This is a genomic window from Pseudomonas sp. rhizo66 (assembly GCF_031931925.1).
Classification (GTDB): Bacteria; Pseudomonadota; Gammaproteobacteria; order Pseudomonadales; family Pseudomonadaceae; genus Aquipseudomonas.
Genome location: NZ_JAUJWZ010000001.1, coordinates 370,733 through 385,167, shown reverse-complemented (window position 1 = coordinate 385,167; position 14,435 = coordinate 370,733). Strand labels below are relative to the sequence as shown.

Annotated in this window: 14 protein-coding genes; all 14 read right to left on the bottom strand. The window is 57.9% G+C overall.

Features of this window, described 5'->3' with window-relative positions; all coding sequences use genetic code 11:
* Nucleotides 1–10 precede the first annotated feature (10 nt).
* Nucleotides 11–256 (bottom strand): hypothetical protein, encoded by a 246-nt coding sequence (locus QZR14_RS01515; RefSeq protein WP_095049097.1) that lies wholly within the window; start codon nucleotides 254–256, stop codon nucleotides 11–13.
* Between the two features lie 287 nt (nucleotides 257–543).
* Entirely contained in the window at nucleotides 544–1,203 is a 660-nt protein-coding gene (locus QZR14_RS01510; protein WP_250605162.1) for a carbonic anhydrase, read from the bottom strand.
* A gap of 122 nt (nucleotides 1,204–1,325) precedes the next feature.
* Nucleotides 1,326–1,892, bottom strand: a complete 567-nt coding sequence (locus QZR14_RS01505) for a hypothetical protein (RefSeq protein ID WP_311995697.1) — start codon at nucleotides 1,890–1,892, stop codon at nucleotides 1,326–1,328.
* A 139-nt stretch (nucleotides 1,893–2,031) separates the two neighbouring features.
* On the bottom strand, nucleotides 2,032–4,737 hold the full coding sequence (locus tag QZR14_RS01500) for an AAA domain-containing protein (protein WP_311995696.1): 2,706 nt from the start codon (nucleotides 4,735–4,737) through the stop codon (nucleotides 2,032–2,034).
* Nucleotides 4,738–4,845: 108 nt separating this feature from the next.
* Nucleotides 4,846–6,453 carry a M20/M25/M40 family metallo-hydrolase gene (locus QZR14_RS01495; RefSeq protein ID WP_311995695.1) on the bottom strand — a complete coding sequence of 536 codons (1,608 nt, stop codon included), beginning with the start codon at nucleotides 6,451–6,453 and terminating at the stop codon, nucleotides 4,846–4,848.
* Nucleotides 6,411–7,211, bottom strand: coding sequence for an amidohydrolase family protein (locus tag QZR14_RS01490; RefSeq protein ID WP_311995694.1), 801 nt, complete (start codon nucleotides 7,209–7,211; stop codon nucleotides 6,411–6,413). Before QZR14_RS01490 ends, QZR14_RS01495 begins: the two co-directional genes overlap by 43 nt.
* Before the next feature lie 63 nt (nucleotides 7,212–7,274).
* Nucleotides 7,275–8,063 (bottom strand): ABC transporter permease, encoded by a 789-nt coding sequence (locus QZR14_RS01485; protein WP_250605167.1) that lies wholly within the window; start codon nucleotides 8,061–8,063, stop codon nucleotides 7,275–7,277.
* A complete protein-coding gene (locus QZR14_RS01480) occupies nucleotides 8,060–8,863 on the bottom strand; it encodes an ABC transporter permease (RefSeq protein WP_250605168.1) in 804 nt (267 codons plus the stop codon). Before QZR14_RS01480 ends, QZR14_RS01485 begins: the two co-directional genes overlap by 4 nt.
* Nucleotides 8,863–9,849 (bottom strand): ABC transporter ATP-binding protein, encoded by a 987-nt coding sequence (locus QZR14_RS01475; RefSeq protein ID WP_311995693.1) that lies wholly within the window; start codon nucleotides 9,847–9,849, stop codon nucleotides 8,863–8,865. Before QZR14_RS01475 ends, QZR14_RS01480 begins: the two co-directional genes overlap by 1 nt.
* Nucleotides 9,850–9,930: 81 nt before the next feature.
* Nucleotides 9,931–10,749 (bottom strand): hypothetical protein, encoded by an 819-nt coding sequence (locus tag QZR14_RS01470; RefSeq protein ID WP_311995692.1) that lies wholly within the window; start codon nucleotides 10,747–10,749, stop codon nucleotides 9,931–9,933.
* Nucleotides 10,750–10,822: 73 nt separating this feature from the next.
* Complete coding sequence (locus QZR14_RS01465) at nucleotides 10,823–11,470, bottom strand: class I SAM-dependent methyltransferase (protein ID WP_311995691.1); 648 nt, start codon at nucleotides 11,468–11,470, stop codon at nucleotides 10,823–10,825.
* A gap of 36 nt (nucleotides 11,471–11,506) precedes the next feature.
* Complete coding sequence (locus tag QZR14_RS01460; RefSeq protein WP_250605172.1) at nucleotides 11,507–12,631, bottom strand: PQQ-binding-like beta-propeller repeat protein; 1,125 nt, start codon at nucleotides 12,629–12,631, stop codon at nucleotides 11,507–11,509.
* Nucleotides 12,625–13,059: a VOC family protein gene (locus QZR14_RS01455; protein ID WP_095049038.1), complete on the bottom strand. Its 435-nt coding sequence runs from the start codon at nucleotides 13,057–13,059 to the stop codon at nucleotides 12,625–12,627. The genes QZR14_RS01460 and QZR14_RS01455 overlap by 7 nt, the downstream gene beginning before the upstream one ends.
* Nucleotides 13,056–14,309, bottom strand: coding sequence for a tetratricopeptide repeat protein (locus QZR14_RS01450; RefSeq protein WP_311995690.1), 1,254 nt, complete (start codon nucleotides 14,307–14,309; stop codon nucleotides 13,056–13,058). Before QZR14_RS01450 ends, QZR14_RS01455 begins: the two co-directional genes overlap by 4 nt.
* Nucleotides 14,310–14,435 lie beyond the last annotated feature (126 nt).

Here is a 14,435-nt window from a genome sequence, read left to right as displayed (position 1 = left end):
GCCTTCAAGCTCACTTTTTCTTTTTAGCCGGCTTATCAGCCTTCTTTGAATCCTTGGCCTTCTCAGGCTTGCTATCGGCTTTTTTCGCAGATTTCTTCGGCTCGGCGTCTTTTTTCTTGTCTTTCTTGTCGGAAGACTTGGAAAGCGCCGAGGCTGCCGCTGATTTCTTCTCAGGGGATGACTTTTTGTCTTTCAAATCCTTGCTGGCTTTCGAAGCGTCACCTTTGTCTTTGCTTTTCTTTTCGTCTTTAGCCACGTTGACCACCTCTCGGGAGTATGCCGTTATTGACACATCGCCTGTGCGATTGACCACAAGCTAATCATTAGGCGAGCAGGTTCCGAGGCCGTTCAGATTATTTTCAGGCGTCGAAACAGGCCAAAGAATGGTTGAGTGGCTGTTATTGATGGTCAAGAACAGCCAAGGTCAGGATGACAAAAGGACAATCGCGGCGAACCGCATCATCTGGCCCGCTCAGTTGATCTCAATGTCGGTCCAACCGGGGGCAACACTGCCCCGCGCATACGCCAGACCGAGTGACGTCCTCACATCTGTCTGCCGTTACGCGCAGCGATCGCCACGGTGGTCGGCGAATCAGCAAGTGAAACGAAGCGTCGCGTTGCGCCATCGAGCGCATCGATGCACCCTGCCTCGATGTCGTAGACCCAGCCGTGTAGATTCATGCGCCCCTGCTCGAGTGCAAGGGCTACCGATGGGTGCGTCCGCAGGTTCGCCAGTTGTGCGATCACGTTCTCGCGCACGAGGCCATCGAGCTTGTCCCGTGGCGTATCGAACTCGTGTGCAGCGTTAATCGCTTTCGCCGCGTCGGCATGACGTAACCAGTTAGCGACCGCCGGAAGATGATCCAGACACGTGCAACGCGAAATCGCGCCCATCGCTCCGCAGTCCGAGTGGCCGCAAATCACGATGTCCTGGACCCCGAGCACTGCGACCGCGTATTCAACGGTGGCCGAGACACCGCCCGGTTCCGGACCATACGACGGCACAATGTTGCCGGCGTTGCGAATCACGAATAATTCGCCCGGTTCGCGCTGCGTAAGGAGTTCGGGCACCACACGACTGTCCGAGCAGGTGACGAACAACGCCTTGGGATTTTGTTCCGTCGCGAGCTGCTTGAAAAGCTCGACGCGTTGCGGATAAACCTCGCGCTGAAAGCGCAGAAAGCCGTCAATGATGTCACGCATGGAATCCTCCAGAACCGAATGTCGAATGCCGACACGAGCAATCGAACTGCAATCATGCCTTTGTGGCCGCCATTATCCCAGACGTCGCGCACATCGGCTTCACTCAATCAACGATAGTGATTTTACTTGTGGAAAAATGTATAGCCGACGATGTAGCTACCTATTCTGCTTGCTCGGGCCCTCACCCACACGGCATTCGTGCCTTGCTTTAGCTTTTCATTCAAGTCTGCTTTATTCGTGCAAAGCTCAATCTTGCGGTGCGTGTGTGAATCTACGATCCATAGACCTGCCTCACAATGACCAAACCTTGAAGAGGAAGGCCCAGGATAAGTTATTTCATAACCGGATTCATATTCAATGATCTCGCCTGGCAGAAGGTAGGCGGCGGCATCATAACTATTTATGGAAAAAATAATCCCTACGCAAAACCAACCAACAAAAGCGTTTAACACTTTTCTGGCAGTCTTACCGTCAGGATGTCCGAAAAATTTTCGACCCGCCGCAACAAGTCCGGCAATAGCGCTGATCAGCAGATACGTCTGCCATTCGGGGACTCCAGGCATTAAAACTGTTCGCGCTGAAATTCCAACAGTCCAAAATGCATAAGTAATCCACGCACCAAAAAGCAAAAGCACGATCACCCTGACAACTATTGTTTTTGGTTTTTCCTCAGGTGCGCCGAGTTTCATCTATGTATGCTCTGCCATGTAAATAGCTTGAATATTTTTTTCAAAACTTCATTGGAGTGAGAGACGTATTTCAGGGACAGACCACCTCACGAACACATGAGGACAGCGCCTCAGCGACTGACGGCCTCTGCCCCTGTGCTTAAGCGTCCTGCGCAGGACTGGCCCACTGCCCGATAAAGTTGCCAATTTTGCGCTCAATGTCACTCTCAACTGTCCGCAGCCGCAGAATGGGAATGCCACTTTTAGCCAGAATCTCATTTTTCATGGCGTCCCGAGCGGCCTGCACGGGTCGGTCGTGGTACCCGCCATCGACCTCGATCACCCCGATCGGTTGCTTGCCCACTTTGAAATAGATCACGAAATCGCAACTGGCGCGCCGCATGAACGCCCGCTGCGGCTCCGTCCAGTCGAGGCCGGTCGGTGATGCAAGCTTATCCAGCTGGATCTGCGTGTGGTACTTCAATGCCTGGCACGCCGGGGCAGACAGCGCTTCGCGCAGCAACTGGGCCACGATCTGTTCGGACTTGTAGCGTGAATCCTCGGGCCGCAGCCGGGCATCCAGACGCGCCAGAGACTGGTCGAACTCGCGGTAGAGCAAGTCGAATGCCGACACCACTGGCGCGCGTATGATCTGCTCGTCCTGCGCGTAATAGCTGATGTAGCGGATCAGCGCGGCGATGTGGCCATTGTTGTCCGTGAACACCTCGTCGCCGGTCACCAGGGTGAAACGGTGTTTAGCCCGCGAAACGGCCACGTTGATCATGCGTGGGTCGTCGACGAAATCCAGGCGTGTCCGCGCCTGGTTGTAGCGCTTCTTGTCCAGCACGGTGGAGAACACGATCTCGTCGCATTCGCGCCCCTGAAACTTGTGCACGGTGTCCTTGACGAAATCCGTCGGCAAGTGCGTGCCGGACAGGTTGACTTGTGCTCTGAACGGGGCAATGTAACCGCGGCCTTCGCCGTCCACTCCGACGGGTTGCCCCTCCTCCTCAAGCACTTTCAGCAGGGAGTCCAGTTCCCGAAGATTGGTGTTCTTCCTGGCGTGGTTGCCCTTGGCGGTCACCACCAGACGCAGAGGGGCTTCGCCGTTATCCTCGGTCATCGGCACCAGTGCGTTGTCGTAGAACTGCTGGTTGCAGAACTGGATGATCCTGGGGTGGCAGCGGTAATGCTCTTTGAGCAGGGTTCGGGGCAGCACGTCCTGAAACACGGCAATGCACGAGTCCAGCAAGCTGTAGCGCTCGCAATCGTAGGCCTCGGCCGGCGCTTGAAGCCCCAGAACCACGGGGATATGCGGCAACTGGCGGTTGTCACCCACGACGATCAGGTTCTTGGCGCAGCCCAGTGGCAGGATGCCCGGCACGATGTCCTGCAAAGAGGCTTCGTCGATGATTACGTAGTCGAGGACCGCTCCCGGCGCGATCGAATTGACGATAGAGTGCGTGCCGCTGCCCAGGATCGGGAAGCGCTGCAGGAAGGCATCGAAATGCCGGCAGTAAGTTTTGACATCAAAGCTGTCCGACGGCGGTACCTGAAGTTGCAGATGGCGCTTGAGATGCTGCATCGATGCAGTTGTCAGTTCTTTGAGCAGGGCCGTGAAATTCGCGCGTGCCAACGAATCGCGGCACGCCCGCAGCTGCGCTTCCTTGTCCCGTATCGACTGGTCGTAATAATGCATTTGCAGCGCATGGAAAACGGCCATGCGCGCCTCGCCTTCGGCGAATGGCGTGGTGCGAAAGATCCTGAATTTGAACAGTAGCTCGATACGGTCTCTGAGATGAATGCGCTGCTCGCCGAGGTAAGCCAGGTAGGCCAAGAGGTCCGCAGTCTTGCGCGGTGTCAGGCCATACTTGTCGAGCGAGCCGGTGGCCTGCACAGCGCTTTCTGCCTGCCACTGCTGCAGGTAGCGCCGCTCGATGACCAACTCGTCCAGCTCGATTTGCAGTTGCGCCGCACTGTTATGGTCTTGCAGGTGCTGCTTCAAGCGGGCCAGCAACGCCTGGATCTCATCGAGTGATGGCGCCGGCTCGGGTGGGCTTGAAGGCCACGCAGGCAGGTCGGCGAAGAAGGCCTTGCGTTTGTCCTGGTTGCCAAGTTTGGCGACCACGTGGCCCAGGCCGTATTTCTCCAGCTTTTCGTAGACATTTTCCACGGCAGCATTGTTGTTGGACAACACCGCTACGGTCTGCCCACGTAACAGAATATTGGCGAGGATGTTGAGAATCGTCTGGGTCTTGCCGGTCCCTGGCGGGCCTTCGATCACGCTGACTTGCGCGCTGAACGCCCGCTCGACGGCCTGAAGCTGACTTTCGTTGAGCCCGAACGGATAGATGAGCCCCTGCCCCGGCGCCAGCGTGCCGTTGCGCCCCGTACAGTAGGCTTGCAAGGCAGTGCCAGCGATGGCGGGCAGTGTTTCGAGCTGACGCACCACATTGTCGGCAATTTCACGATCAGTTTGCGACTTGGCGTGATTCTGTCGGGCTTTCGCCACGGTAGTGAAATAGCTGAAGACCGGCGTGCCCTTCATCGGTGTCGGAGCGGTAAAGCCGATGCCGTCCATCTTGTAGACATAGGGCTTTTTGCTGCCCGGGTAGCGCACAACGGCATAGCGCTCACCGTAAATCGTAGCGCTGGCAATGGGCTTGGTGCTGCCGCATGTGTGCAGCAAGACATTGGTCAACTCGCGGGTGGGCGAAACCAGGCAATTACTGAGCGGGCGGGTGTATTTTTTTTGGGAGGGGTAGTGACAGGTCAGCTCCAGAAATTCGTCCTTGTCGCTCCAGCGAATCGCCCAGTCGCTGATCTTTGTGGTTTTGTCCTCACCATCCATCTGAATCGAAGCCATATTCCTCATCCCTAAACGCATGACATCCGGCTTCGCCTCGCGCCGAATGCTACCTCTCCAAGAGGAGCCATATTGCCATCATTGCGTACAAGGTCGATAGCCCGGCCGTTAACGCCCACGCAGCGCCGGACGCAGTGACGAGTCGCCGAGCAGATGCAGGGCTTCGTCAAGGACGTCGACGTCGGCGATGAGGCTGGCGAAATCCCAGTAGCGGTTGAACGTATCGGATGTGCGGTGGTAGGTGTTCGAGTCATAGAACTCATGCCGCTTCATGCCTTCCTCGACCCCTCCTTTGAGCAAATCGTCGCCAGTGCTCACCTGCACCGCGGGGATATCAATCTTGGCAAAACTCGCTTGATCGGAGCGAAAAAAATATCCCGCCGAAGGCTCTTCATCGAGGCTGATTTTGCGCCCGAGGGTGTGGGCAGCGCTGACAAGCACCTCGGACAAATCGGACTGATCGCCGTCCACCAGAAACAGGTCACGGGTTTTGCCGATCGGTACGAAACCATCGATATTGAGCGCCGCCACCACATCCAGCCCCGTCTCGCGGATCAACTGTGCGACCCGTGCGGAACCATGCATGCCGACCTCCTCGGCAGACGTCCAGGCAAAGAGCACCGTGCGCCGCAGCGGCGGCGTGTCGGCCAGACGCCTGGCCAGCTCAAGCAAGACCGCCACACCGATCGCGTTATCGACAGCGCCGGGGTAATAGCCTCCGCCGTCGGCGGTTTTTCCGAGGTGATCCAGGTGCGCGCAGAACAGGACATACTGGCGGGGAAACAGTCGGCCCTTTTTCATCGCCAGCACATTCCGGCAATGCCGAATGACAATGTCGCAATCAAGCCGCAGTTGCAGGTGTGCATCGAGGCCGCACGGGCGTCCTGCCATTGGCCTGGGGGCAGCGATGAATGCATCAAGGTCAACACCGCCGTCGGCTAACAATCGGCGGGCAAACCGTTCGCTGCAGAACCCTTCGAAATTCAGCCGACTGCGCACAGCATGCGGAAGAAAGCGAAACGGCCGGCGCATTTCGTCCTGCACAAGGTGAAACGCGCTGCCGAACAGTTCATCGGTGTGGACGATAATGACGCCCGCCGCACCCTGGTGGGCCGCTTCCTCGTACTTGTATTCCCAGCGCCCGTAGTAACTCATGCGCTGGCCGAGGAACAGTTCGCCTCCCGGGCTGTTGCGTCCGGGATCGTTGGGTAACACCACGACCACTTTGCCAACGACGTCCAGTCCGGCGTAATCGTCCCAGTCGAACTGTGTTGCGACAATGCCATAACCGACAAAGACCAAAGGCGCGTGCTCGAGCCAAACCCTGGATTGCTGTGAGCGAATCAGCAGTTCATCGTCCTGTTCGAGGTCGTAGCGGGTATCACCCTGGATGATCGTCCGGCAGCTTTCGGCACCGGATCGCGCCGTGGCGCAACCGAGGGGTACGGACTGGAACAGGCGCCGGCGGCCCTGCCAGGGCGTCAACCCCAGTGCCCGTACTTTTCGCGCTATCCACAGGGAGGCTCGCCACGCACCGGGCTCCCCTGCCCCGCGCCCGGCAAAACGGGCGCCGGCCAGGGTTCGACACGTGTCGGCGAGCGCTGCCGCATGGAGCTTGTTTTTCAGGTAACCGCGAAACACCGGAGCACGAAAGTTTTTTTGCCTGGTTTTTTTCAGGAGCGCGCGTCGCATGTCGGCTCCCCTTCGCCCGGCCACTTGAAAAGTCGTGCGGCGTTGTCAAAGAACACTTGCCGGTGATACTGCTCGTCGATGGCACTGGCGCACGCGGCCACGTAGCCAGGGTAGTCGACGCTGGGCCAGCCCGAACCGAAGAGGAACCGCTCCGGTTTGCCGGTGTAATCGAGCATCCAGCGGATCGGTTCGACCATCAATCGGCCAAGCGTGGCTTGCGAAACGTCGTTTAGCGATCCTTCGATGATCGAGCTGAGTTCGAGCCAGACATTATGGTTTTTCGCCGCCAGCACAGCGGCATCGGTAAACCACGGGTTACCGCTGTGAACCAGAACGAAGTTCACGTCCGGGTGGTCCACGATGACCTCGTCCAGGCTGAGTGGGTGGGCATACTTGAGCTTGGAGCGATGCCAGCCAGTGTCGCCACTGTGGAATAGCACAGGAACATCAAACTCACGCGCCAGAGCATACAGCGGCATGAGCCTGGGATCGTCAGCATGCACATGCATAAATCCCAGATTGATTTTGATGGCCCCATAGATGCCGCGCGCCAGTCCCTGCGCCAGCGACTCTGGCGACCACTCAGGTTGAGCGATGACCGCGCACCTGGCCACGCCCAGCGCCTGCAACTGCCCGGCATCGCAACCGGGGTTATGCGAATCCGTTACGGATGCGCGGATGTCGAAGCGTGCCTGCAGCGCCTTGAATGCTTGCAGACTGTCAGTTCGCGCAAATTCGGTATGCACATGCGCGTCGAAAACAGGCCCGGAATAACGACTCATCGAAGACTTCCCTGTGTAGACGATCCTCATTGCCGCGCATCCAGTTGCGCGGTTTCTCAAGTGCTAGCTGCTGGCACTGCTGTAAGAGCGCAGCGCAAACAGCCAGAACACCCGTGACAGACAAACAAACGCGACGGCAAAAAGCAGCGCACCCATGACTTCCTGCCAGCCGACCATGCCCATCGCCGCCGCTACCGGGACATTGGAAACGAAATACACCGGGACCAGAAACGTCAGGACCATGCGGACCGTCTGCGGAAACGCCGTGACCGGAAACCGCGCGATCTCCATGAGCGTGTAACTGATGATCCAGACATCACCAATCTTCACAAACCAGATCGACAAGGTGCAGGTAATCAGGAACAACGAGTAGAAGATCGCCACCCCTGCCGCCATCAACCCCAGAAACGCCGCGAGATTGCCCAGCCCTAGCGCACTTTCGCTGTGCATCGCATACACAACGACCGCGAGCCCGATCAATACGCGAGGCAGTTCCCAAAGGCTGATTTTCGAGCATGACACCAGAAACTGGCTGTCGACCGGGCGCACCAGCATGTAGTCCAGATCCCCGGTGCGCACTTGCTCCGACAACGCATGCAGGCTCGGAAACAGCCAGACCTCAAGCAAACCTTCCAGCACCAGAGCCACGCCGAACAGCGCCAGTACCTGATGCAGGTTCCAGCCGCCCAGACTTCCGACTTCGCTGAACATGGCATCAAGGAAGTACAGCGCCAGGAGCATCCCGACCACCGTGTTCAGGGCATTGGTGACGGCATTGATACGAAACTCCAGTTCCGCAAGCATCGAATGCCTGATCAGGGCCAGCAGCACTTTCAACGGTCGCAGGTTCATATGCCGGCCCCCGAAAAACGCTTCAACCCTTGGCGCCACAGCCCCCGACGCAGCCCCACCAGCAGCACCACCCAGAACAGTTGCACCGCAAACCCCAGCAGCAGATCGCCGTCGGCGGCCTTGCCGATCAGCACCTTGACCGGAAAATCCAGTGAGGCGGAAAACGGCAGCAGCGCCACCAGATGACGGGTCGCTTCGGGAAACAGGTCAACCGGAATCAGCATGCCGCCCAGCACCGTGTACATCGACCAGACCATTGCATCCAGTGCCAGCGAATTAGCCATCCAGAACGCAAGCAGGCCGACGCAGTAATAGATGTGGAAAATAATGATCCAGGCCAGCACCAGCGAGACGAGGAACAACGGTAATCGCCAGGCCACAGCTGCCAGGTCGATGGCAAACAACGAGGCCCCGACACAGAACACGGTGATGACGATCGGTGCGCGCACCACCATCTGCCCCAAATGCTCTGCCACGTGAAACCAGAAAGGTGCGACCGGTTTCAGCAGTCGGCCGGACAGCGTACCTTGGCGGATTTCGTCGTTCAGAACGAAGATGACCCATACGGCAGTCAGCTGTCTGACCAGATAGATGCCGAGGAAATACGCCACGAAATCACTGGGCGCATAACCGCCGATGACCTTGTCTCGTGACAGCTCCCACCAGATCATCATCATGAACAACGGTGCGACGCCGCTGATCAACCAGACAAACAACTGCGCCCGGTAGACCACGGTTACCAGCACGCTTGTGCGCAGCAGGCGTCCGGCAATGCCGGGCCACGAAGCCAGAGCAACCATTACGCGTGCTCCTTTGGCAGCAGCAGGCGCGGAAACGCCTGCTCCAGGGAGGGCGTCTGGATCGAGATGTCTGTCACCGGAAAGTTCGCCAGCAGTTGCGCCACGGTGCCGGCGAATTGCTCTTCAGGCACCAACAACTCGGCACTTTCACTGTCCAGGCTGAGCAGAGTGCCGTAAACGCTCAGTTCGTCGCTGCCCACTTGCGAGGAAAAGCGCAAGCTGACCTGGCGTTCATTGACGTGTGCCTTGACCAGTGCCTGACGTGCGCCATCGAACACCACGCGTCCCTGGTCCAGCACAATGACGCGGTTGGCCAATGCCTCGATGTCCGCCATGTAATGGGAGGTGAGAATAATCGTGGCGCCGGACTCGCGATTGTACTCAAGGAGGAATTTGCGGATGGCGACCTGCATCTCCAGGTCGAGGCCGATGGTCGGCTCGTCGAGAAACAGGATACTCGGGCGATGCAGCAGTGACAGGATGAGCTCACATTTCATCCGCTCGCCCAGCGACAGCTTCCTGACAGGACGCCGAATGATGTCACCGGCCGACAGCAACTGGCACAGCTCATCGATCCGGCGCCTGCATTCGACAGGCGTAATGTCGTACAGCGCACCATGAAGATGGAAGGATTCCAGCGCCGGCAGGTCCCATGTCAGTTGCTGCTTTTGCCCCATCACCAGGGCAATCGACTTGAGGAACTCCGCGCGCCGCTTGAACGGGTCATGGCCCAATACCGAAAGATGCCCGCCGCTCGGTCGCACGATACCCGAGAGCATTTTCAGCGTGGTGGTCTTGCCCGCGCCATTACCGCCGAGAAAGCCGACCACTTCACCCGCGTCTATGGAGAAAGAAACATCCGTAACAGCCGGCACGTACGTCTTCTCGCGACGAAAGTAACGCAGCAGGCTGCGCGACTGGTCGTCACGGGCCCGGTAAACCTCGTAAACCTTGCTGATACCACACAGCTCGATTGCTTTTGACATACCTATCCTTGAAATCCCGCATCCTTCACTTCAGTCAACACGCCAGAATGCAACGGTGGCGATCCCTGTATGTTGGCGTACTCAGCCGCGGCGAGCCAGCAGTTGATCGTGATGGGCTTGCACAGACAAACCGTCGTCGATCACCAGGCAAACCGCGGGCACCAGACTCGATTGGGCCAACAGGCCGAGGCCGAGTACTTCTTGCAATTTGAAACCGGCCGCCTGCAGCGACGCCTTCGTCCGATCGACGTCGACCGTGATCAGGTGCACCAGACACGGCACCGCCTTCAGAGCGGTCGACGCGTTGCCGGGTAACGCCTGACGCTCAAGAAAGGCCAGACGCTGCTGGCCAATCATCAAGCGTCCCGGCTCCATTGCGATGCTGACCCGGTCATCCAGGTGAGTGAAGTAATGGTGTTGTTCCTGCTTCGGCCGGGCACAGAGCAATGACACCCCGCCGAGCGCAAACAAACCGTTATCCGAGACTTGAGTGGCAAGGTCGCCACCAATACCGCGCACGTACTCGATGAGCGACACACTGACATCGCCCGTATCACCGGCGGGTAAGTTGGCGATCAGCCAGGCCGGCGCCGCCTCCCCCGCCGGAGCCTTGGCCGTCAGAGCCAGGGCTGCGCGCTGCGACGGCAAAAGGCACGCCAGATGTGCCACCAGATCCGTTGAAGACAGCCAGATTGAACAGCCTCGAACGCTCCCCGCCGCATTGCCCGTGCAGAACTCCAGATACCCGCCGCTCAACCGGAAAAATGCGCTGACGCGGCCATCATCGTGACGCACTTGTCGCGTATGCGCCGTGAAGCCTGCACGGGTGAACTGGCCGATGACCTCATCGAACAGGCCTTGCGACACGGGGTAGACGACGTGATCCAGATGGGAAATCACCGACGCCTTCCCTGCAAAGCGCATCGCTCACCCGCTACACCTGGCGACTGTCGCAATGGTTTTTTGCGCTGCGTCACGCGGCTACGCCTGTCGAGGCTTTTGTGCCTCGGGTGCAGAGCGTTACGCCATTCTCCCGCACGCCACCACGTTTTTCCTCCTGGCTGACGGCTTGCAGGCCAGCTGCTTTGAAGGCTTCGAGGAATCGGTTGCGTGACCAGCGTGTCAGATTGACCTCCAGTTCTTGCTCCCATCCCTGCGACTCTTCGCTTTCTTCGTAATAGTCCACCATGACAATCAGCTCGCCACCGGGCGCCAGCAGGCTGGCAGCTTTTTCGATAGCGGCGGTGACGTCTTCGAAGTAATAGAACACCTCCATGGAAAAAATCAGCTCAAACTGCATGCCCGCCGGTGGGCGCCAGTTCATGAAACTCTCGACATCGATGTCGACATTGTTGCAATCCTGGACTCTGGTTCTGCACATGCGCGCCATTTCCTGACTGAGCTCCACAGCCCGGCAATAGCCGTTGGCAAACTTCGAGCGAGCCATGTACTCCAGGGCATATCCGTTGCCCGGACCGATCTCCAGGTAGCGACCTGTAGACGATTCAAGCGCGGACAATACCGGCTCGACCCGCGCCCAATGCTCGCGCGCCATGTCCACCGCGCCATCCTCGATGGCCCATTCGTCGAAGAGCGTCTCGACTTGCAGTTCGTGACTCATCCAACACTCCTGTTTACTGCCGGGGTTCGATCCACGCTAGCGGATCCATTGATAAAAATGTACAGCGTTACGGTGCGAGCCAATCACCAGGTGCCCATCATCAGTGAGCAACGGCGAGGAATGAAATCCCGTGTCGTGCTCCAGTTGCCACAAGGTTTGTCCGCTATGTTGCGCCAGGCAGTGCAAACGCTCGTCGGTGCCGACGAACAACGCGTCGCCGCTTGGCAGCACGGTAAAGGGTGTGTAACGGAATTCGCAGGCGAGATTGACCCGCCACAACATTTTCAGGCTGTGCAGATCGATGCCGTACACGTGACCGTCATTGCTGCCGACGTACGCCACACCTTCCGGTGACAGACTCGGACAGGACACCACGAAACCGTCGGTGTGAAATTGCTGCAGCACGCTACCGTTGGCAGCATCGAAGACAATGATCTTGCCGTCGACTTCGGTGCCGATGATCCCGCGCCCCGAGGCATGATCGATCGCAGCAGTGCCTTCAAACCGGCTGGTTTCGGTAATTCTCCAGCGCTCCTCGCCTTCGGGACTGAAGCACATCAGCACATTGTCTGTGCCGACGATGACATTGCCGTTCCCGTCCAGTGCCGGCGAGCTATAGAGGTCATCCTCAACCCGCTCGTCGAAGGATTGCTTCCACAGCAACGTGCCCGAAGCGTGGTCGACGGCGTAGAGCGTATGGTCGTAGCTGCCGGCGTAGACGATATGTCTGGCGGAGTCGATGGTCGGGCTGGCGTGAAACGGCCCTTGCGCATGAAACGTCCACAGGCATTCGCCGTCACAGGTGATGCGACGTAGCAGATGGTCCTCGCAGCCCACGACGAAACTGCCGTCCGCCGACACGGCAGGCGAGCTGTAGACCGGTCCCTGAGTCGCAAACCGCCACTGCGGCTCGCCGTCACTCAAACGTACGCACTGCAAGCTGTTGTCCCAGCAGCCGAACAGAATCCGGTCATCAGCGATCCTGCCGGGAATGCTCCATACCCTCTCGTCGCAGGAAACCGTGCGTTGAAAAGCAGGAGGAGCCTGCCAGTCCTTGTGCGAGGTTTCGCGCCAGGGTCTGTGGCTGCGCAGCGCCTGGTTGTTTTTGTACCAGGTGCTTTGCAGGTGCAGCGCATACGCCGTTCCGGGTCCGTTCAGCATGAGGTGTGCCTGGCACTTTCGATACCGCCGCCGTACTTCTCGGAGATTTCGACCTTGTAACCGTTAGGATCAATAAAATAAACGGAACGTGAAGAATGGTATTGAACTTCATAGTCCGGCAGCAACTTGACGCCGTGATCGCGAAGTTGCGTCAGCACCCGATCGAAGTCTTCCACTAAAATCCCAAAGTGGGTAATTTCCAGTCCGTCGTTTTTTACGCCACGGCCTTCTGCATATTCATGCATGCATAAGTAAAGTGTTTCATTGGCACCGATCGTCATCCAGCGGGTAAATGCGCGAATGCCCACTTCCTTGACTTCGAAGCCAAACACGCGCGCATAGAAATCGCGACTCTCTTCAATGTCAGCGACGTCCAGTTGAATATGATCCACAGCCACTATCTTGATCTTGTCGAGTGCAGCGCTCATTGGACTAACCCTCGATATTCGTCTGGCAATATACCGTCAGCTTGCCAACGGTCGATGCAGGACGTGAAGAAAGGCAATTGTTCTGGAAGGTGCTGTAAGGCGACCTCATAACCGGCGACGCCTGCGGATATATTGGTCGTGTCCAGCGACAAGGTGTCTTTGAATGCCACCAGTGCCTGATCGAAGTTACCCATTTGCTGATGACAGGCACCGATCATGTACTGCGAATACGTCACGCGTGGAAAACCGATATCGTAAGCTTGCTGGTAACGTTGCAACGCACGCTGCCACTGCTGATCCTTGACTTCGATCTCGGCAGCCTCGTGGTAGGAAATGCTCCAGTGCGGATCGTAGGCGATCAACTCGTCGGCCACCTGGCGAGCGCTCTCGATGTCGCGGGCGACATAAAGCATTTCCTTGAGCTTGGATTCGTAAACAGTCTTGCGCGCTTCCCTTGCCGGGATACTCGCGCCTTTTTCTCCACGGATGACCGCATCGGCATATTCTTCGGCCAGCAGCATGTATTGCCGCGTGGTTGCCACATCGCCCCGGGCTGCCGGCACCATGGCCAGTCCGCGATAGAACGATGACAGCGAAACCAGATCCACCGGCGCGTCGCTCGAGGCAATCTGCCGGGCGGCCTTTTCGCCAGCGTCGATGAACCATTTGTTCAACTCATCATCGATGGAATCGCCTTTCAGTTTCCAGACAATCGCCTGCGAGCAAACGTCCAGAACCCTGGACGGTGGCATACATTGAGCCTGTAGCAATGCCTTGAGCGCAGTGAAGTCCTGCTGATGCGAAGTGGTCATTTCAAGACGGTTCTGAATGGCAAACCGGGTCAGATGAAATGTCACACGCTGGTCGGGAAACAGTGCCTCGTAAGGTATTCTGGTCAATACCTGATTGGCGTAACGGTACCTGCAACTGGCGGCCAGACACTGTGCGAGGCTCAATTTCTGCACCGGTGGGGCCCATTCCAGCATGTCGGCCAACCACTTGACCTTGGCCACCGGGCCATCCATCGGGTAAGAAAAAAACTCCAGTTCGTCGACACCGATTGCGTGGCGCTGCGCCACTTCAATCAGCGTTGAGGGCTCAAGCAGTTGAGGCACCCGGTAAGGCACCTCATCAAAGTTCTGCTCCGCCAGCCCCGCACACACGGAGCGCGACCAATTCGTCGGATGGGCGCCTGAGTCATCATAGAAAAACACGGCGCGCGAAAACGCATCGTCCAATTTGCTGTGCATATCACTTTCCCTAATGACATGTAGAAACTGCGCTGTCGAGATTAAATACGGCCGAAGCAATGCTTCGGCCGTACCTCACAAGACACCGGTATCTTGTGTACAGCGGACAATCAGAGGATGAACAGT